Origin of the sequence: Pseudomonas lurida, from assembly GCF_002563895.1 — a bacterium.
Lineage (GTDB): Bacteria > Pseudomonadota > Gammaproteobacteria > Pseudomonadales > Pseudomonadaceae > Aquipseudomonas > Aquipseudomonas lurida.
In genome coordinates this window covers 5191531-5210493 of record NZ_PDJB01000001.1, presented here as the reverse complement: position 1 = coordinate 5210493, position 18963 = coordinate 5191531, and the positions used below count along the sequence as shown (strand labels likewise).

General features: G+C 58.8%; 22 protein-coding genes and 1 tRNA gene. 13 read left to right on the top strand and 10 right to left on the bottom strand.

Annotation, left to right across the window (positions count from 1 at the left end; translation table 11 throughout):
* Nucleotides 1–442 precede the first annotated feature (442 nt).
* Entirely contained in the window at nucleotides 443–1015 is a 573-nt protein-coding gene (locus ATH90_RS23695; protein WP_034109277.1) for a hypothetical protein, read from the top strand.
* A gap of 10 nt (nucleotides 1016–1025) precedes the next feature.
* Here the strand turns inward: ATH90_RS23695 and ATH90_RS23690 are convergent, their stop codons facing one another.
* From ATH90_RS23690 to ATH90_RS23680, 3 genes are read right to left on the bottom strand one after another with little or no spacing between them, the layout of a single operon-like run.
* Nucleotides 1026–1526: a hypothetical protein gene (locus tag ATH90_RS23690; protein ID WP_080758322.1), complete on the bottom strand. Its 501-nt coding sequence runs from the start codon at nucleotides 1524–1526 to the stop codon at nucleotides 1026–1028.
* Nucleotides 1527–1530: 4 nt separating this feature from the next.
* The gene (locus tag ATH90_RS23685) at nucleotides 1531–1818 is read right to left on the bottom strand and encodes a colicin E3-like toxin immunity protein (RefSeq protein WP_034109276.1); all 288 of its coding nucleotides are present in this window, start codon (nucleotides 1816–1818) and stop codon (nucleotides 1531–1533) included.
* A 14-nt stretch (nucleotides 1819–1832) separates the two neighbouring features.
* The gene (locus ATH90_RS23680) at nucleotides 1833–2996 is read right to left on the bottom strand and encodes an S-type pyocin domain-containing protein (RefSeq protein WP_098467340.1); all 1164 of its coding nucleotides are present in this window, start codon (nucleotides 2994–2996) and stop codon (nucleotides 1833–1835) included.
* A 192-nt stretch (nucleotides 2997–3188) separates the two neighbouring features.
* Between ATH90_RS23680 and ATH90_RS23675 the strand changes: the two genes are divergently transcribed.
* A complete protein-coding gene (locus ATH90_RS23675) occupies nucleotides 3189–3659 on the top strand; it encodes a helix-turn-helix domain-containing protein (RefSeq protein WP_034109274.1) in 471 nt (156 codons plus the stop codon).
* Nucleotides 3660–3940: 281 nt separating this feature from the next.
* On the opposite strand, the gene ATH90_RS23665 is transcribed toward ATH90_RS23675, so the two are convergent.
* Nucleotides 3941–4312 carry a PH domain-containing protein gene (locus ATH90_RS23665; RefSeq protein ID WP_098467339.1) on the bottom strand — a complete coding sequence of 124 codons (372 nt, stop codon included), beginning with the start codon at nucleotides 4310–4312 and terminating at the stop codon, nucleotides 3941–3943.
* Nucleotides 4313–4469: 157 nt separating this feature from the next.
* Between ATH90_RS23665 and ATH90_RS23660 the strand changes: the two genes are divergently transcribed.
* Complete coding sequence (locus ATH90_RS23660) at nucleotides 4470–5105, top strand: LysE family translocator (protein ID WP_034109271.1); 636 nt, start codon at nucleotides 4470–4472, stop codon at nucleotides 5103–5105.
* Between the two features lie 6 nt (nucleotides 5106–5111).
* On the opposite strand, the gene ATH90_RS23655 is transcribed toward ATH90_RS23660, so the two are convergent.
* Entirely contained in the window at nucleotides 5112–5441 is a 330-nt protein-coding gene (locus ATH90_RS23655; RefSeq protein WP_069078201.1) for a hypothetical protein, read from the bottom strand.
* 218 nt (nucleotides 5442–5659) lie between these two features.
* Between ATH90_RS23655 and ATH90_RS23650 the strand changes: the two genes are divergently transcribed.
* Together ATH90_RS23650 and ATH90_RS23645 are read left to right on the top strand one after the other, a co-directional pair.
* Nucleotides 5660–6556 carry a hypothetical protein gene (locus tag ATH90_RS23650; RefSeq protein ID WP_098467338.1) on the top strand — a complete coding sequence of 299 codons (897 nt, stop codon included), beginning with the start codon at nucleotides 5660–5662 and terminating at the stop codon, nucleotides 6554–6556.
* Nucleotides 6557–6586: 30 nt separating this feature from the next.
* Nucleotides 6587–6871 (top strand): hypothetical protein, encoded by a 285-nt coding sequence (locus ATH90_RS23645; protein WP_098467337.1) that lies wholly within the window; start codon nucleotides 6587–6589, stop codon nucleotides 6869–6871.
* Between the two features lie 160 nt (nucleotides 6872–7031).
* On the opposite strand, the gene ATH90_RS23640 is transcribed toward ATH90_RS23645, so the two are convergent.
* From ATH90_RS23640 to ATH90_RS23630, 3 genes are all read right to left on the bottom strand, one after another.
* A complete protein-coding gene (locus ATH90_RS23640) occupies nucleotides 7032–7412 on the bottom strand; it encodes a cupin domain-containing protein (protein ID WP_034109267.1) in 381 nt (126 codons plus the stop codon).
* A 619-nt stretch (nucleotides 7413–8031) separates the two neighbouring features.
* A complete protein-coding gene (locus ATH90_RS23635; protein WP_034109382.1) occupies nucleotides 8032–8331 on the bottom strand; it encodes a putative quinol monooxygenase in 300 nt (99 codons plus the stop codon).
* Between the two features lie 98 nt (nucleotides 8332–8429).
* The gene (locus ATH90_RS23630; protein ID WP_034109265.1) at nucleotides 8430–9440 is read right to left on the bottom strand and encodes a zinc-binding alcohol dehydrogenase family protein; all 1011 of its coding nucleotides are present in this window, start codon (nucleotides 9438–9440) and stop codon (nucleotides 8430–8432) included.
* Nucleotides 9441–9537: 97 nt separating this feature from the next.
* Between ATH90_RS23630 and ATH90_RS23625 the strand changes: the two genes are divergently transcribed.
* Entirely contained in the window at nucleotides 9538–10440 is a 903-nt protein-coding gene (locus ATH90_RS23625) for a LysR family transcriptional regulator (RefSeq protein ID WP_034109264.1), read from the top strand.
* A 379-nt stretch (nucleotides 10441–10819) separates the two neighbouring features.
* On the opposite strand, the gene ATH90_RS23620 is transcribed toward ATH90_RS23625, so the two are convergent.
* Nucleotides 10820–10904: transfer RNA gene (locus ATH90_RS23620), tRNA-Leu, on the bottom strand.
* Between the two features lie 108 nt (nucleotides 10905–11012).
* Between ATH90_RS23620 and queA the strand changes: the two genes are divergently transcribed.
* The 6 genes from queA (at nucleotide 11013) to ATH90_RS23590 (ending at nucleotide 17086) form a co-directional block, all read left to right on the top strand.
* A complete protein-coding gene (gene queA / locus ATH90_RS23615) occupies nucleotides 11013–12062 on the top strand; it encodes a tRNA preQ1(34) S-adenosylmethionine ribosyltransferase-isomerase QueA (protein WP_034109263.1) in 1050 nt (349 codons plus the stop codon).
* A 5-nt stretch (nucleotides 12063–12067) separates the two neighbouring features.
* On the top strand, nucleotides 12068–13183 hold the full coding sequence (gene tgt, locus ATH90_RS23610; protein ID WP_003175976.1) for a tRNA guanosine(34) transglycosylase Tgt: 1116 nt from the start codon (nucleotides 12068–12070) through the stop codon (nucleotides 13181–13183).
* Between the two features lie 43 nt (nucleotides 13184–13226).
* Nucleotides 13227–13565, top strand: coding sequence for a preprotein translocase subunit YajC (yajC, locus tag ATH90_RS23605; RefSeq protein ID WP_003175975.1), 339 nt, complete (start codon nucleotides 13227–13229; stop codon nucleotides 13563–13565).
* A 62-nt stretch (nucleotides 13566–13627) separates the two neighbouring features.
* Nucleotides 13628–15496, top strand: a complete 1869-nt coding sequence (secD, locus tag ATH90_RS23600) for a protein translocase subunit SecD (protein ID WP_034109262.1) — start codon at nucleotides 13628–13630, stop codon at nucleotides 15494–15496.
* Between the two features lie 9 nt (nucleotides 15497–15505).
* Entirely contained in the window at nucleotides 15506–16420 is a 915-nt protein-coding gene (gene secF, locus ATH90_RS23595) for a protein translocase subunit SecF (RefSeq protein WP_034109261.1), read from the top strand.
* A 123-nt stretch (nucleotides 16421–16543) separates the two neighbouring features.
* Nucleotides 16544–17086, top strand: coding sequence for a glycine zipper 2TM domain-containing protein (locus ATH90_RS23590; protein WP_069078215.1), 543 nt, complete (start codon nucleotides 16544–16546; stop codon nucleotides 17084–17086).
* Between the two features lie 143 nt (nucleotides 17087–17229).
* Here ATH90_RS23590 and suhB read toward each other — a convergent pair whose 3' ends face one another.
* A complete protein-coding gene (gene suhB, locus ATH90_RS23585; RefSeq protein ID WP_003175971.1) occupies nucleotides 17230–18045 on the bottom strand; it encodes a type III secretion system regulator SuhB in 816 nt (271 codons plus the stop codon).
* 145 nt (nucleotides 18046–18190) lie between these two features.
* Here suhB and trmJ point away from each other — a divergent pair, with 145 nt between their 5' ends.
* The gene (gene trmJ / locus ATH90_RS23580) at nucleotides 18191–18961 is read left to right on the top strand and encodes a tRNA (cytosine(32)/uridine(32)-2'-O)-methyltransferase TrmJ (RefSeq protein ID WP_027605410.1); all 771 of its coding nucleotides are present in this window, start codon (nucleotides 18191–18193) and stop codon (nucleotides 18959–18961) included.
* Nucleotides 18962–18963: the final 2 nt, after the last annotated feature.

Genomic DNA, 18963 nt, shown 5'->3' with positions numbered 1-18963 from the left:
TCGACAGCTCCCACAGGGGATGTGCGGTGTCGGCTTTATTTGGGTCTGAAGTGTGAGCGCAATTTTTGCTGCGACGCCGATCAAATGTGGGAGCTGTCGAGCCCCGGCGAGGCTACGATGGCGGCGGCATTGCGGGTATCTTCTTCGGCTGATACATCGCTTTCGCAGCCTCGCTGAAGCTCGACAGCTCCCACAGGGGATGTGCGGTGTCGGCTTTATTTAGGTCTGAAGTGTGAGCGCAATTCTTGCTGCGACGCCGATTAAATGTGGGAGCTGTCGAGCCCTGGCGAGGCTGCGAAGGCATCACCTCGGTATGCCTGCCAAACCACAATGCCTGTATCGCTGCTGTCCTTCAGCACGACAGGCACACATCCCCCGTGCGGAACAATTTGTTTAAATTCGGGTCCAGTTCTCACTCTACATCCCCGATAAGGACATCCCCATGAAGCGCATCGCGCTGCTTTGCATCGCCCTCTCACTGGGCGCCTGCCAATCCAACCAACGCGACTCATCGCCCAGCCTGCTCAAGGACGGCATCCAGTTTCGGCAGAAAACCGTGGCCGTCGATGCGGATCACGCCAAAGTCATCATGAAAGCCTACGGCGGCACCGCCCCCGTCGAGTTCTCGATCCGCCGCGAAGGCGACCCCGACCAGCGCATGGAAACCCTCGGCACCGTGATGGACACTGGCGAAGGCCGCGTCCTCAACTGGATCGCCAAGCTCAACCAAACCGTTGCCAGTGCAGGGTTCAAGCGTTTTCCACAGCTGGAAATCCAGGCCGATCCTGGCAAGCAACTCACCGTGGCCAGCACGGCGAGCAATCGGGGCAACGGGGTTTACTACAGCTGTGGGCCGGTGATGAGCACCTTCAGCCCGGAGAAGGCAAAGGTGTACCTGGTGGAGTTTCAGTTCAAGCTGGATCCTTCGGCGTGTGCGCTGCAGGTGTTTGATATTACGGATCCGGGGAATCGTGTGTTGATTGGTGGGGCGGGGAGTGAAGCGAAGGCGGGGTGAGTAAGGTTGATTAAGCGGTGGGTGTTGCCCGCCGTTTGCGTGGAAAAGGGCGGGCGAGTACCACACCGTTGAACGTATGGGTGCAGCAATCACAATCGGGTTTCATCTGCTCGGGTGTCAGCTGTGGGTTGACCTTTTGCAGCAGGCCTGCTTCGTCGATACACAAACCGCTGTAGTAGCTGTTCTCATCCGTTCTCACGGACTCCTCCTTGTCGCCTTCATGCATCGCAACGATCCAGAATAGGGGCTCCGGGCGATCCAAGCGGGCTTTGGCTTCGCTGAAAACCTCATCCCACGGGTGGCCGACTTTGGATAGGAGAAACCGGAACAGCGGGGTGTAATCAAAGCCGTGTCGTAGATGGCTGTGCATCGAACCGCGGTTTGAAAGTTTGCCTTTTTCGCTTTTGGTGTGCCGCTCGTACCGGTAGGCGCGACAACTGCCGTGGCGCACGCCGTGGGTTCGGGTGTTGACTGAGCGGTAGAGGACGGGCTTTTGCAGTGTGGGTTTCATCACATCAAGACGCCTTTTTGGGTTGCTTTGGGGGCGGTGGCCAGGCGCCTTGGTAGTGAAAAGAAATCTGGAAGTCGAAAAGATTGGGCTCTATCACCCGCCGGAAATGTGGCTGAAGAATCACTATCCAACTTGGGAGTACGTCAAATCCTCCTGCATAGATTTGCGGTTCCTCGTGTAAATCGAGTTCTTCAAGAATACTGTTGTCTTCCTCAAAGTCTGCTGAGTATTCAGCTGCCTCCAGGATTTCTGTTTGTTTGTTGAACCATTGCAACCGTATTTTCATTGCCATCGCAAACGCTCCACTTATTTCTCTATACGTCTTTCATCTTTGGCCGGGCCACGCCGCTCACCGGTATAAGGGTCAAATGAACCTAGGTGTTTCACATCACTGTATCGGTAGACTTCCAGTTCACCTTTTTCTGAATCCCATTCAAAAAGTCGCTTTCCTTTCGCGTCCTTCCAACGCTCCCGAAGACCGCCACCATTACGTTTTCGCGTCTTTCTCTTCTGTTCTATCAAACCAGGGAAACCCGTAATGTCCTCGGTTTTGGGTGCTGGAAAGTAACTGTGGTCTGGGTTTTTCAAGCCCTTCCGAGGCTCATTCACCACCACATACAGCGGCCCAACCCCCGACTCCACCGGGAACACCAGGATAAAATCCCGGTACTCCGGTGGATAAATCGGGTTCACCAGAATCTGCGCGGCCTTCTCCGTCGGCGGATAAATCCAGATCACTGGCGCTTGCGGCGCAGCCTCCAAGGCTGGAATACCTAAGGTGTCACTTGGATCAACGGCGGGCGTCCAGATCAACTCCACACCCTCATCCAGATCTGCCACAAACTGATCGCCACGGTGTTGGAACTGCACCACATCAATCATTTGCCAATCGGCATGGTTGCCCGTGTAAAACCCATACCCCTTGAGCGTGCCGTCCTCGCGTTGCTCGATATGCAGACGCATGTGCGAACGCGCCCGTTGCATCGTGCGTAACTGCTCCTCGCTGTAGAGCGCGCTATCACCCAGCTCCGACGGCCAGGCCAGCGCCACCAACCCCGTGAGCAGGCCCCCGGCAGCGGACCCGACGGCAGTCACCGCCGACTCCAGAACCGCCGAGCGCAACGCCAATTGCCCCAGGCCTGCGGACAGTTCACTGCCGCCAATCTTGCGCAAGGCGACTGTGCCCCGGCTGCCCACCTCACGCCCGCCCAGCAGGCTTAAATGGGCGTACTCCTTGATGAGTTCCAGCGGGACATACCCGGCCGGGTTGAAGTATTGGGTGATGCCGTCAGGCAGTTGGCAGGGCTTGAGGAAAACGCAGCCGGGCGGTTTGGCGAGCGTGGGGGCCGGGGCAGGGGGTGGTTCGAAATAATCAACAGACGGCAAATAGGACACGCGCGATGGCTGCGGAGTCAGGATCCGTCGTTTGCGTATCGCTTCTTCGGTGGGCGGATAAAAGCGTTCTGACATGACGGGCTGACTTCCTTGTGCGAGGAAGTGAGCCTACGAGGGGGGCCCAGAAGGTTATGTCGGCTTAATTCGGTGGTTGGCGTGGGAAAAGTGGACAGTGCTTCTTTCGGCAACTTGTTTCGAATATTGCGATTTTCGTTTGTTTCGTTTAGCTTCGGTCGCAACTGAATTAAGTGTCGCCGGAGCTGCATCATGATCACCAACCACCTTCCCAAAACGATCCTTCCGCTGGAAAAGGAAGTCGAAGCCGCCGTACAAGGCCAGCGCGAATTGGCGTCCTTGCTATCGACCAAATTTGAAACCCAGCGCATCGACATCTTTGACAAAGAAGACAAACCCCACACCCTCGTACTCCCAACCTCAGCACTGCGCCTGTTGGTGGATATCCTGGGCGAGTTGGCTATCGGCAATGCCGTCAAGGTAGTCCCGGTGCATGCCGAACTCACCTCGCAGGAGGCCGCTGACCTGCTTAACGTTTCACGGCCACACCTGGTCAAGATGCTGGAGGAAGGCGCTATTCCCTTTACGAAAACCGGTCGGCATCGGCGAATCCGGTTTTCGGATTTGATGGCGTTCAAGCAGCGGCGAGATGAGGAAAGCCAGGAAGCAATGGAAGCGCTGGCGAATCAGGCCCAGGAGCTGGGAATGGGGTATGACGGATGAGGTGTTCGCCTTTTACCGCTGTATATGATGCTTGTGTTCTCTACCCGGCGGCACTTAGGGAGAAGCGGCCTCCGATGGAGGCGGGAAGTTATCTTGAGATGTTGATGCGACAAGGGCTGGCACAGACAAGTAAGCTGCTTGGACCTTATGAGGTCATGCTATAAATTTTATATGTGAAGGTGTGACTTTGACTGAGGGTAACTGCGCCTGAAAAACCTAAGGCAATAGCGCGCCTGCAGTAAAGAAGACCTCGGGACGCCAAGGTCTTTTTTGCCCGCCGATCAGCCCAGCAGATGCTTGGAAATCAACCGCGAGATTTCCACAATCGACGTCTTCCCCGTGAACTCGAACTTCACCTTCCCCAACGACGAAAAGTAAATCTCCAGCTCCGAGTCCAGATCAAACGTCCCGGACGTCTCCACCGAATACGCCACGATGTTCTTATACGGCAGCGAGGTGAAGTCCTTCTTGCTGCCGGTAATGCCTTGCACGTTCACCGCGATGATGCGCTTGGTGGTGAACACCACACCGTCACGCATGGCCTTGTAGGCGTCGACCACTTCCTCACCGTCGAGCAGCAGGGCCGAGACGCGTTCGGCGTATTCATTGTTTTGCTTGAGCTTGAAGAAGCCTTTGTTGTTGAAGTCGATCATGGGCCTGCCCTTGGGTGAGTGGTGCGGTGGGTGTATGACGTTTTGCTCGCGGATCTGTATCTAACACGCGCATTTTGAACGCCCTACCATGGCGTCCAAGCCTACAACGTTGGCCAAATGTTTCACGTCGACAGAACAACAATCAAGGAGCCAAACGATGCCTGAAGTGTCCAGCTGGTTGGCCTATGCGCTGATTTCACTCGGCATGGTGCTGACGCCCGGCCCGAACATGATTTACCTCATCTCGCGGTCGATTTGCCAAGGGCGTACCGCGGGCTTTATTTCCTTGGGCGGCGTTGCGTTGGGCTTTTTGGTGTACATGCTGTGCGCGGCATTGGGGATCACCGCGTTGGTGATGGCGGTGCCATTTGCCTACGACGCCCTGCGATTGGGCGGTGCACTGTACCTGGCTTACCTGGCCTGGCAGGCGATCAAGCCGGGTGGCCGTTCGCCGTTCCAGGTTCAGTCCCTGCCCCAGGACAGCCCGCGCAAGCTGTTCACCATGGGCCTGGTGACCAACCTGCTGAACCCCAAGGTGGCGGTGATGTATATGTCGTTGCTGCCCCAGTTCATCGACCCGAACGGCCACGGCAGTGTGCTGGCGCAATCCCTGGTGCTGGGCTTTACGCAGATTTTCATCAGCGTGAGCGTCAACGCGCTGATTGCCACCATGGCGGGTTCGATCGCGGTGTTTTTTGTCACCCGCCCGGGCTGGCAAGTGGTGCAGCGCTGGCTGATGGGCTCGGTGCTGATGGGGTTGGCGGTGCGGATGGCGGTTGAAGGGCGGCGGTAGAGCGCCTTACTGGATGTCTTTGAGGTAATCCTTCAGGTTGGTCAGTGGTCCGCGCAGTTCATCCAACTGAGCAGCGTGTTGCACATCACTCGCCAACCGTTGCAGCTCGCGGCCCATCACCGTATCGGGGCCGCCCAATGCCTCAAGTGCTTGATCGACACATTCCGCTAGTTTGGATTGAATAACGGCCAAATTGCCTTGCCGCACCAACAACCCAAACACTTCCCGCTCATACCCGTCCATCACCGGATCATCCCGCAAAACCGGGCTGCCGCCGTCCGTCTCGTGCACCAGCTTCAGTGCAAAAAGCGCAACCGCTTCCAGCGTCAATTCCATGGTGTCGGTTCCTCGGGGTGTGGGGGACGGCGATGATCACTGTTCTGCGCGTGAAAAAAAAGACCCACTACCGTGAACGTGGCGGCTCCCGCCACCGCAAAGTCCTGGGCCCGAGGAACGATATTAGTTAGCCATGTTCCAACTGGCCGTGCCAAGCGCACCCGGCCACCAGACGGAGAGGGTGCACGGCTTAACCCATTACAAGGACGCAAACACTCATGCAGTCATCGCCCACCCAAGCACCTTCCGCCACCGGCGAACGGGTCGCCAGTTTTCGCCACGGCAAGGGCTTCCTGATTTTCAGTGTGGTCTTCGGGGTTGTGTTGCTTGCCCTGGCCGGTTTCGTGCTGTACCTGGGCACGATCCTGCCATCGGGCAACGATGGCCCGGTCAACCTCCAGACGTCACGTGGCATGGCCTTGAACTTCGCCAACCCGCATACCCTTATCTACGCCACCAGTGCCTTGCTGGCCGTACTCGCCCTGGGCGTGTTTGCGGCCTACGCCTGGCACAAAAAACTGCGCGCCCCACGCTACAACGTGTTTGAGTTCGGCATCGAGCGCATCATCAACGAGCAACGCGAGTATACGGCGTTCGCCGATATCGAAGACCTGTACCTGTTCGGCTCCGGGCAAACCGTGATGACCGGCATGATCACCAACCTGGCCTATCGCCGTAACGCATCCGAGCCGTTCCATCGGGTGACTGAAAGCCTCAAGGGCTTCTACGAGTTCCAGCAATTGGTGCGCGAACTGCACGTACGTGCACGCATGCCGGCAGTGATCGCGACGCTGGAGATGGGTGCGGCGGTGACGTTCAACTGCATCAGCTCGGGGCAGGTCTGGGGCAAGCGCGTGAGCGGCAACTTCCTGAAAATTACCACCACACCGATCTTGGTCAGCCGCGCATTCCTGGAGTACCAGGGCCGCAACGTGCCGATGTCGTCGCTGCGCACCGTCGACCTCAACGCCTGGACCGAAAAAGTGGTGATCAAGGACGAGAGCGGCAACCCCGTGTTGTCGACCATCGCCACCGGCATTCTGAGCCACGACCTGTTCCTCAATACCCTCGACGCCGTGTTTGCGGCTGAACGACACACACGCGAGCTGGCTTGAGCCGGCCGCATCATAGCTGAGGATAAAACGATGATTTATCGCGGCGCAGGCTGGCTGACGTTGTTTACACCGGTGGCCATGGTGCTGCTGTTGATGTGGCTGTGGCCCGACCCCAGCGTCAAACCCGGCAACACATCGCTGATGCAGGTGTTGATCGGCTTCGGGGTGGGTTCAGCGATCAACACCGTGCTGGGCGTTGTACTGAACCGAAAACCGCACACCGATGGCGTGCGCCACCACTTCTTTTTTATGCCGATGCAGTGGCCGGCGTTGGCGATCACGGTGGTCTGCACGCTGATCGCCTTACTGAAATAACCCTACCGGCCGCTCGGCAAGGGCGGCCGCGTCTCGGCCTGTTCAAGGCTGACAGGGTAAGTGGTGTCAGTATCGCCGTCTTCCACGTGCAGGTTGCTTGGGTTCGTCGCAAGATCATCTCCGGTTCGAGCGGGCGGGCGACCTCAAGCAAATGCCAGCTTCAGATCCACTGATCATTCACAGCGGTACGCTCCCCACCTTCATGCCCGGTATTCAAGATGCCCCGTGGCTCGATCATCATCAGCTTGGCCTCGCCTTCGGAGGCTGTGCGGTGCTCTACGCCACGAGGGACCACGTACAGCTCACCTTGCGCCACATAGACCGGACCGCCTGGAAGGTCGATACGCAGGGTGCCTTCGAGTACCAGGAAGGCCTCGTCGGTTTCGGGGTGGGAATGCCAGATGAACTCGCCTTCGATGCGTACCACCTTGAACTGGTAGTCGTTCATCTCGGCGACGACGCGTGGGCTCCATTGTTGGTCGATCAGGGAGGCTTTATGAGTGAGGTTTATGGGGTGGGTTGAGGGCAGTGGCTGGACCATGACGGGTGCTCGGATGGGGGGAGACGTCAGGTTAGCGAGGGAGGGGGTGGTGGGGCTTGTACGATCTTGTGAGGTAGCGGTGGTTGATTGTGTAGGGCGCGCACTTTTCTACAGAGGAAAAACGGTCGTGAGTTTCATGATCTTTTTTTAGGATGGGCCGAGGGAGACTCGCGTGTTTCATATAAATCGTGGGTTGCAGCTCAATTATGTAAGCAGGGATACAAATTCCTATGGCCTGCTTGAGTGCGCGCCTGCGTTGGTAAATGCTCCCCGTTGATAGAACCTTAAGTCGTATGGCACGGGTTGCAGCAGTGGAAGCATCCGCTGATCTTCTCGTTCGCCCATGTTGATCGAGCTGCAACTGCAGCGCTGTGGCATATGAATACAGCCGGTTGTGGTGTTGTGTACCGCCTAGTCGCCTTTAGGCTGAACATTCTTGTTGATGATGAAAGACTGCACCTGCCAAGCCCTCGCGAGCTATCTATTCACGGAGGTTGCTATGAGGTCATCAGACTGTTATCGGTGGGATTTCAAGTGAATCGCTGTGTTTTTTTGGATGCGGTTTGACCCTCAGCGCTTGCGCAGCGAGGGTCATTGCCGCTTGAGAGTTTGCTCTATCTTAGTTTGAAACCTGTTCAAGGAAGATCAGTTGCAAAGGCTCCTTGAGCAAGCTATCGGCATTTGCTGCAAATTCCTTGAAGTACGGCGTTGCAAAGTGCGCATCGAGGGCGGCCTGATTCTTAAAGGCTTCACGCATGTAGAACGTACCCGGCTCGTCACGCAGCTCAAACAGCACATAGTCAAGGTTACCGGGCTCGGTGCGCGTTGGTTCAACCAGCGCCAACAAGCCTTGCTTGAGTGCCTGCTGCTGACCGGGTTTGGCCTTGAGCACGGCGATGGATACCAAGGGCTTTTGCATAGCGGTCGCTCCGTTGGGGGAAAGGTTCGGGTGTTGGCTGGCGCAGCCTGAGGTCATCGACACCATCAGCGTCAACCCCATGGACTTGATCAAGGTATTCATGCAAACCCCTCCAGCACAATCTTGCCACGCGCCTTGTTGCTCTCGACCAGCGCATGGGCACGGCGCATGTTGGCCGCATTGATAGCGCCGAAATGCTCACCCAGGGTGGTCTGCAAAATGCCTTGGTCGATCAGTTTGGCGATGCGATTGAGCAGATGATGCTGGTGGATCATGTCCGGGGTTTCGAACAGCGAGCGGGTGAACATCAACTCCCAGTGCAGTGACAATGACTTGAGCTTGAGCGGCATCACGTCCAGGCTGCGGGGATCATCGATCACTCCCAGGCGCCCTTGTGGTCGCAACACTTCGATCAATTGCGGCAAATGCTCTTCGGTGTGTGTCAGGCTGGCCACATGACTCACCTCGCCAACGCCCAGCGCCTGCAGTTGGGCCAGCATCGGCTGGCGATGGTCTATCACGTGATCGGCGCCCATGCGCTTGACCCAGTCGACAGTCTCCGGGCGCGAGGCGGTACCGATCACGGTCATGCCGGTCAACTCGCGAGCCAGTTGCACCAGCATCGAGCCCACGCCGCCGGCGGCACCTACCACCAGCAACACATCGCCATCGCCGCCGTCTTCGCGTACACCCAGGCGATCAAACAACAATTCCCAGGCGGTGATCGAGGTCAGCGGTAAGGCCGCAGCGTGGGCAGCGCTCAACGACTGAGGCCGGTGCCCGACAATACGCTCGTCCACCACCTGCAGTTCACTGTAACTGCCTGCCCGGGTCAGCGAGCCGGCGTAGTAGACCTTGTCCCCCGGCTTGAACAAACGGACTTCGGCGCCGACGTCGCGCACGGTACCGGCCGCGTCCCAGCCGAGCACCTTCGGTTCCTTGGCGAAGCTGCCGGAGCGGACTTTGGTGTCCACCGGGTTGACCGCGACCGCCTCCACTTCCACCAGCAGGTCCCTAGGGCCAGGCGTTGGCGCGGCAATATTGACGTCTTGCAGTGAGCGCGGGTCGTGGATGGGTAGACCGTGTTCGGTAAAGGCGATGGCTTTCATGGCAACTCATTGATGAGGGGGTTGCGAGCATCTTTACCGTTTCCACTACAAAGAAAAATCAACACAATGCAGCAACACTTTCACTCTGGTAGCGAAAATGATCCGTATCGATGACCTTGCTTTGTTCTTGCGCAGCGCCGCCCTGGGCAGCTTTACCGCCGCCGCGGTTGAGGCTGATTTGCTGCCGGGGCAGGTGGCCGCCGCGATCAAGCGGCTGGAGCGGGAACTGGAGGTGCGCCTGTTCACCCGCACGACGCGCAGCTTGCGCCTCAGCGCTGAAGGTGAGCAGTACCTGCCCACGGCGCGGTCAGTGCTCGAACACCTGGAGCAAGGTCGGGCCAACCTGCACGGTGACAATGCGCCGTTGCGTGGCACCCTGCAGATCGCCGCCCCGTCGGACCTGGGGCGCAATATCCTGCTGCCGTGGCTCACCGAATTCCGCCGCTTGCACCCCGAGTTGAACCTGCGTTTTCTGCTCTCTGACCACGTGAGCAACCTGTTTCGTGACCCCGTGGATGTGGCCATTCGCTACGGGCTGAACGAAGACGCCAACTACATTGCCTTGCCCCTGGTGCCCACTAACCGTCGGGTGCTGGTGGCGTCTCCGGACTACCTGGCCCGCCATGACGCGCCACGAACGCCGCAGGACCTGTCGCGTCACGCGTGCCTGCCCTACCTGCAAAACGGCCGGCTGCATGACCGCTGGCAATTGGGTACGCAAACGGTTCACGTCGCCGGCCCGTTGTTCAGCGATGACGCCGATATAGTGCGCCGCTGGGCCCTGCAGGGTGAAGGGATCGCCTACAAATCCTGGCTGGACGTCTGCGCCGACGTACACGCAGGCCGTCTAGTGGTACTGCTGACCGACTATCCCGGCGATGTGTACCCGCTGAGTTTCGCCTGCCCTCATCGCGGGCAGGTGTCACGGGCAGTGACTGCGCTGCATCAATGGCTGAGGGAGCGCTTCATCGCCATTCCTCCTTTTGTCAGCGACGATTAGAACATTCTCATTTTGACAATCCTTCTGAATCGCCAAGCCATATCTGATTATGAAAATTAGGCCAGTGTTCCTTGAGTATTACGGTATTGGCTCTCTACCAAGGCCAGTGCTAACTGGCTCATGTTGCGATCAGGGTGGCTTTTGCAGTAGCTATCGGCAAATGCAAGTGCCTTATCGTTGTCAAAAATTTCTGCCTGAAGGCTATTTGGCGCTGTGCGTATATTGCTACCGCTGGGGCTGGCGCCTTCGCAGGCAGGCCCGCTCCCACAGGGGGGGGGTGTTTGAAGTTGAGAGCAGGCGGTGATCGGTAATTCTGCTGACCGCCCACTTTTCTACAGGCGAAAAAAAAGACCTTGAATTTCAAGGTCTTTTTTTAAGATGGTGCCCCGAGGGAGACTCGAACTCCCACTCCTTTCGAAAACGGATTTTGAATCCGCCGCGTCTACCAATTCCGCCATCAGGGCTCAATGGCGGCGAAGTATAGAGAGGTGATTACCGTTGGTCAATCACGTTTCATGGTCAATTTTGACTATTTCCGCTAGACTTCCCGGCCCTGCTAGACGAACCCCATCATGCGCGTTGCTGACTTTACTTTTGAGCTCCCTGATTCGCTGATCGCTCGCCACCCTTTGGCCGAGCGTCGCGCCAGTCGACTGCTGACCCTGGACGGGGTGAGCGGTGCCCTCGCACACCGTCAATTTACTGATTTGCTTGAGCATTTGCGCCCAGGCGATCTGATGGTGTTCAACAATACCCGGGTGATTCCGGCGCGGCTGTTTGGCCAGAAAGCTTCCGGCGGCAAGCTGGAAATTCTGGTGGAGCGGGTGCTGGACAGCCATCGCGTGCTGGCCCATGTGCGCTCCAGCAAGTCGCCGAAACCGGGGTCGAGCATCCTCATCGATGGCGGTGGCGAAGCCGAGATGGTGGCGCGTCATGATGCGCTGTTCGAACTCAAGTTCGCCGAAGAGGTCTTGCCGCTGCTGGAGCGTGTCGGCCATATGCCGTTGCCTCCTTATATAGACCGCCCCGACGAAGACTCGGACCGCGAGCGCTATCAGACGGTCTATTCGCAGCGCCCTGGCGCTGTTGCCGCGCCAACGGCCGGGCTGCATTTCGACCAGCCGCTGCTGGATGCGATTGCGGCCAAGGGCGTCGAGACCGCCTATGTGACCCTGCACGTGGGGGCCGGTACGTTTCAGCCGGTGCGTGTGGATAACATCGAAGACCACCATATGCACAGCGAATGGCTGGAAGTCAGCCAGGACGTCGTGGACGCGGTTCAAGCGTGCAAGGCGCGCGGCGGGCGGGTGGTGGCCGTGGGCACCACCAGCGTGCGCTCGCTGGAAAGTGCGGCGCGTGATGGTGTGCTCAAGCCGTTCAGTGGCGACACCGATATCTTCATTTACCCAGGCCGGCCGTTCCATGTGGTCGATTGCCTGGTCACCAACTTCCATTTGCCGGAATCCACGCTGTTGATGCTGGTGTCGGCATTTGCCGGTTACCCCGAGACCATGGCCGCTTATCAAGCCGCCATCGACAATGGGTACCGTTTTTTCAGCTACGGTGATGCGATGTTTATCACCCGTAACCCGGCGCCACGCGGCCCAGAGGAACAACTATGAGTCGTATGTCGTTTGAACTGCTCGCCACCGACGGCAAGGCCCGTCGTGGTCGCCTGACCTTCCCGCGCGGCACCGTCGAGACCCCGGCGTTCATGCCGGTGGGCACCTACGGCACCGTCAAGGGCATGCTGCCGCGTGACATCGTTGCCACCGGCGCCGAGATCATCCTCGGCAACACGTTCCACCTGTGGCTGCGCCCGGGCACGGAAGTGATCAAGAAGCATGGCGACCTGCATGACTTCATGAAGTGGCAAGGCCCTATCCTGACCGACTCGGGTGGTTTCCAGGTGTTCAGCCTGGGCGCCATGCGCAAGATCAAAGAGGAGGGCGTGACCTTCGCCTCGCCGGTGGACGGTTCCAAGGTGTTCATGGGCCCCGAAGAGTCGATGCAGGTGCAGCGCGACCTGGGCTCCGACATCGTGATGATTTTCGACGAGTGCACGCCGTACCCGGCCGACGAAGACGTCGCGCGTATTTCCATGGAGTTGTCCCTGCGTTGGGCCCAGCGCTCCAAGAATGCCCATGGCGACAACACGGCGGCGCTGTTCGGTATCGTCCAGGGCGGCATGCACGAAAGCCTGCGCAAACGCTCGCTGGAAGGCCTGGACAAGATCGGTTTTGACGGCCTGGCCATCGGCGGTCTGTCGGTGGGCGAGCCCAAGCACGAGATGATCAAGGTGCTGGATTACCTGCCAGGCCTTATGCCGGCTGACAAACCTCGTTACCTTATGGGCGTTGGCAAACCGGAAGATCTCGTAGAGGGTGTGCGCCGCGGTGTGGACATGTTCGATTGCGTGATGCCAACCCGTAATGCCCGCAATGGGCATCTGTTCATCGATACAGGCGTGCTGAAGATCCGTAACGCGTTCCATCGCCATGATGATTCGCCGCTGGATCCCACCTGTGATTGCTACACCTGCCAGAACTTCTCCCGTGCTTATCTGCACCATCTGGACAAGTGTGGGGAAATGCTGGGTAGCATGTTGAATACCATCCACAATTTGCGTCACTACCAAGTCCTGATGGCTGGTTTGCGCGAGGCTATTCAACAGGGTACATTGGCCGCCTTCGTCGATGCCTTCTATGCCAAGCGCGGGCTCCCTGTGCCGCCCTTGGACTGAGTTTTCCGACCCTAAGATTCACTATTTGCAACTGGAGTGCTAAATGAGCTTTTTTATCTCTAACGCCATGGCTGACGCCGCTGCGCCTGCCGCTGCCGGTCCTATGGGCGGTGGTTTCGAGTGGATTTTCCTGGTCGGCTTCCTGGTCATCTTCTACCTGATGATCTGGCGTCCACAGGCCAAGCGCGCCAAAGAGCAGAAGAACCTGCTTGGCAGCCTGCAGAAAGGTGACGAAGTTGTGACCACCGGCGGTATCGCTGGCAAGATCACCAAGGTTTCCGATGCTTTCGTGGTACTGGAAGTCTCCGACACCGTAGAAATGAAGTTCCAGAAGGGCGCCATCGCCGCCACGCTGCCAAAAGGCACGCTCAAAGCGATCTAAGTAACAACCTTTACCAATCGACGGGGCGCGCAAGGCGCCCCGCGTTATAAGCGGGCGGCGTGATGCTGAACAAATACCCTCTGTGGAAATACGTACTGATCCTGGCGGTGCTGGCGATCGGTTTTATTTATTCCGCTCCCAATCTCTATCCTGATGACCCGGCGATCCAGATCACTGGCGCCAGCACTTCGCTGCAGGTCAATCAGGCTGACCTGGAACGCGCGAGCAAAGCGCTCACTGACGCGGGTATCCAGGTCAAGGCGGCAACATTGGCGGCTGATGCGAAGGGCGGTTTGTTGCGCCTGACCAAGGCAGAAGACCAATTGCCAGCCAAGGATGTCGTACGCAAGGCCATGGGTGACGACTATGTTGTCGCGCTCAACCTGGCACAGACCACGCCAACCTGGTTGCGCAAGATCGGCGCGCACCCGATGAAGCTGGGCCTGGACTTGTCCGGTGGTGTGCACTTCCTGCTGGAAGTCGACATGGACAAAGCCCTCGACGCGCGCTTGAAGGTCTACGAAGGCGACGTGAAGAGCTTGCTGCGTAAAGAGCGCCTGCGTTATCGCAGCCTGCCGCAGCTCAATGGTGCCATCCAGCTGGGCTTCTCTGACGAAGCGTCCCGCGAACAGGCCCGTGCCCTCATCCGCAAGAACTTCAACGATTTCGACATCGTACCGGCCGACCTGAACGGTCAACCTGTGCTGCGTCTGGCGATGACCCCAGCCAAGCTGGCGGAAATCCGCGAATACTCCATCAAGCAGAACTTGACCACGGTGCGTAACCGCGTCAACGAGCTGGGTGTGGCCGAGCCGATCGTCCAGCGCCAGGGCGCCAACCGCATCGTGGTTGAGCTGCCGGGCGTGCAGGACACCGCTGAAGCCAAGCGTATCCTGGGCAAGACTGCCAACCTGGAATTCCGTCTGGCGGCTGAGCCGGGTGCTACCCGCGCCACTGCCGAAGAGTTCGAGTTCCGCGAAGGCAACCGTCCTCCAGCGCTGATCGAGCGTGGCTTGATCATCACCGGTGACCAGGTAACTGACGCCAAGGCCGGTTTCGGCGAGCACGGCACCCCTGAAGTGAACATCCGCCTGGATGGTCATGGTGGCGAACTGATGAGCCGCGCCACGCGCAGCAACGTCGGTCGCAGTATGGCGGTGATCTTCATCGAGCAACGCCCGGTGACCACCTATACCAAGCAGATGGTCAATGGCGTCGAGAAAGACGTGCCGGTTCAGACCTTCAAGGAAGAGAAGAAGATCATCAGCCTGGCGACCATCCAGTCGCCGCTGGGTGCTCAGTTCCGTATCACTGGCCTGAACGGCCAGGGCGAGTCCTCGGAACTGGCCCTGCTGCTGCGTGCCGGTGGCCTGGCTGCGCCGATGTACTTCGCTGAAGAACGTACCATCGGCCCGAGCCTGGGTGCCGACAACATCACCAAGGGTATCGACGCGGCCTTGTGGGGCATGCTGTTCGTGTCGCTGTTCATCATCGCCATCTACCGCTTCTTCGGCATCATCGCCACCGTGGCCCTGGCGGGCAACATGGTGATGCTGCTGGCCTTGATGTCGCTGCTGGGCGCTACACTGACCCTGCCAGGTATCGCCGGTATCGTACTCACCATGGGTATGGCGGTAGACGCCAACGTACTGATCTTCTCGCGGATCCGTGAAGAGATCGCGGCGGGCATGACCGTACAGCGTGCAATCAACGAAGGCTTCGGCCGGGCATTTACCGCGATTCTCGACTCCAACTTGACCACCTTGCTGGTCGGCGGGATTCTCTTTGCCATGGGCACCGGCCCGGTCAAAGGTTTTGCGGTGACCATGTCCCTCGGTATCTTTACCTCGATGTTCACGGCCATCATGGTGACCCGCGCAATGGTCAACCTGATCTTTGGCGGGCGTGACTTCAAGAAGTTGTGGATTTAAGGGGCTGCCATGTTACGTACAATCAACTTCATGGGCGTTCGCAACGTTGCGTTCGGCGTCACCGTGCTCCTTACCGTTCTGGCGTTGTTCAGCTGGTTCCATAAGGGCCTGAACTACGGTCTGGACTTCACCGGCGGTACGCTCATCGAGCTGACCTACGAGAAGCCGGCCGACGTTACCCTGGTGCGCAACGAGCTGGTCAAAGCCGGCTATCACGAAGCCATCGTGCAGAGCTTCGGTGCCACCACCGACCTGCTGGTGCGTATGCCGGGCGAAGACCCGCAACTGGGTCACCAGGTTGCCGAGGCCTTGCAGAAGGTCGGCGGCGATAACCCGGCGTCGGTCAAGCGCGTCGAGTTCGTGGGCCCGCAGGTCGGTGAAGAGCTGCGCGACCAGGGCGGCCTCGGCATGCTGATGGCGCTGGTCGGCATCATGATCTACCTGGCTTTCCGCTTTCAGTGGAAGTTCGGTGTCGGCGCCATTGTGTCGCTGATCCACGACGTGATCGTGACCGTGGGTATCCTGGCGTACTTCCAGATCACCTTCGACCTGACCGTATTGGCGGCCGTGCTGGCGATCATTGGTTACTCACTCAACGACACCATCGTGGTATTCGACCGGGTTCGTGAGAACTTCCGTGTGCTGCGCAAGGCGACGCTGATCGAGAACATCAACATCTCGACCACCCAGACCCTGCTGCGGACCATGGCGACGTCGATCTCCACCTTGCTGGCGATTGCCGCGCTGATGATCTTCGGTGGCGACAACCTGTGGGGCTTCTCCCTGGCGCTGTTCATCGGCGTCCTGGCGGGCACCTACTCGTCGATCTACATCGCCAACGTGGTGCTGATCTGGCTGAACCTCAACAGCGAAGACTTGATCCCTCCTGCCGCCACCGGCAAGGAGGTCGACGACCGCCCTTGATGGGTGTTTGTCGATCGCTGTTACAAGAAAGGCGCGAGTATTGAACTCGCGCCTTTTTTTTTGCTCCAAGGCTGGGTATAGCGCGGACGTTTCGGTCCGCTTGTGATGGTCAGGAGGTTCAACGTGAACAAGTCGTTGCTGGTTGGTGCGGTATTGGGTGCTGTCGGTGTGACTGCCGGGGGTGCTGTTGCCACCTACAGCCTGGTAAAAAGCGGCCCTGAGTATGCGCAAGTGCTGGCGGTGCAGCCGGTGAAAACCCAGATTAAAACCCCGCGCGAGGTCTGCAAGGACGTCGCTGTGACCCGGCAGAAGCCGGTTCAGGATCAACATCAGATCGTCGGTACCGTCGTGGGTGCCCTGGCTGGTGGCCTGCTGGGCAACCAGGTCGGTGGCGGTAATGGCAAGAAGCTGGCTACGGTGGCCGGTGCGGTCGGTGGCGGCTACGCCGGTAACAAGGTTCAGGAAGGCATGCAGAACCGCGATACCTACACCACCACCCAAACCCGTTGTAACACCGTCAACGACATCAGCGACAAAGTGGTCGGCTATGACGTGCGTTACAACCTCGATGGCAAGGAAGGCACCGTGCGTATGGATCGCGACCCAGGTGGTCAGATTCCAGTCGACAAAGAAGGTCGCCTGGTCCTCGGCCAGAACCAGCAGTAATCAAGGGCTGGCGTCGGTCCAGATGGGGGAGTGGGTACGTCGGCTCCCCATTGGATTGAGTGTGCATCCGTGGGTATTGGGTGTTCCCAACGCCCAGGCATAAAAAAAGCACCCCTCGGGGTGCTTTTTTTGTGCTCGCTCGCTTAGCGCTTCAGCGAAGCCGGCAGGTGCGGCTGGATAGCCGTCAGCACTGCCTTGAAGCATTTTGTGTTGCCGGCAACCACGTGGCCTTTCTCAAGGAAGTCGTGACCGCCGGTGAAGTCGCTCACCAAGCCGCCCGCTTCCTGGATCAGCAGGGCGCCTGCAGCCATGTCCCACTCGGACAGGCCCGACTCCCAGAACGCATCGAAACGACCCGCGGCCACATAAGCCAGGTCCAGGCTCGCTGCGCCGGCGCGACGGATGCCGGCAGTCTGGCCAACCAGGGCGCGGAACATGCCCAGGTAGTTTTCCAGGTTGTCCATCTGGTCGTCACGGAACGGGAAGCCGGTACCCAGCAGGGCGCCGTCCAGGCTGGTACGACCGCTGACGCGCAGGCGACGACCGTTCAGCTGGGCGCCACGGCCACGGCTGGCGGTGAATTCTTCCTGGCGGACGGGGTCCAGGACAACGGCGTGTTCCAGGCGGCCACGGTATTTGCACGCGATGCTCACGGCAAAGTGCGGGATGCCGCGCAGGAAGTTGGTGGTGCCATCCAGTGGGTCGATGATCCACAGGTAGTCTTCGCCTTCGCCGCTGCCTTTGTGCAGGCCGGTTTCTTCACCGAGGATGCCGTGGGTAGGGTAGGCCTTGCGCAGAGCGTCGATGATTTTCTGTTCGGCGGCGCGATCCACCTCGGATACGTAATCCTTGGCGTCTTTTTCGTCGACCTTGATGGTATCCAGGCGCTCGATGGAGCGGAAGATCAATTCACTGGCGCTGCGGGCGGCGCGCAGCGCGATATTCAGCATGGGCTGCATGGATGTGTCACCTAAGGTTGTTAAAGAAAGCCGAGCATTCTAGCAGAAACTTTCTTCAGGTGAAGGACGACGTTAGCTTTCATGGCATAACCTTAGGCTGTTCTGTAAGATTTGCTCCCCTTTCCCGTGTCCGAGAGCGCCTCCCTTGCTGCAAAACATTCGTGTCGTCTTGGTCAATACCAGTCATCCCGGCAACATCGGCGGGGTGGCGCGAGCCATGAAAAACATGGGGCTGACGCGCCTGGTGCTGGTCGAACCGCGTGTGTTCCCGCACCACGAGGCTGATGCCCGTGCGTCCGGTGCCAATGACATCCTGGAAAAAGCCCAGGTCGTCGCCACCCTGGAAGACGCCTTGGTCGGCTGCAACCTGGTGCTCGGCACCAGTGCCCGCGACCGTCGCATCCCCTGGCCGCTGCTGGATCCGCGCGAATGCGGCACTAAAGTGGTGGAAGAGGCCGCCGGTGGCGCTGAAATTGCCTTGGTCTTTGGTCGTGAAGACTCCGGCCTTACCAATGAAGAGCTGCAGCGATGTCATTACCACGTGCACATCCCATCAGACCCTGGGTTCAGCTCGCTGAACCTCGGGGCGGCGGTGCAGGTGTTGAGTTATGAAGTGCGCATGGCCTGGCTGGCCGCTGAAGGCCAGCCGAGCAAGGTGGAGAAGGACGAAGTGGCGTCGACCAAGAGTGGCGAGTTGGCCACCATGGACGAACTGGAGCGGTTCTATGAGCACTTGGAGCAAACCCTGGTGGCCATCGAGTTCCTCGATCCGGAAAAACCACGGCACTTGATGGCACGCCTGCGTCGCCTTTACGGACGCAGCTCGGTCAGCCGGGCAGAAATGAATATATTGCGTGGCATCCTCACGGAAACCCAGAAAGCGGCCCGTGGCGAGCTTCTTAAGCGGAAGGATTAAAA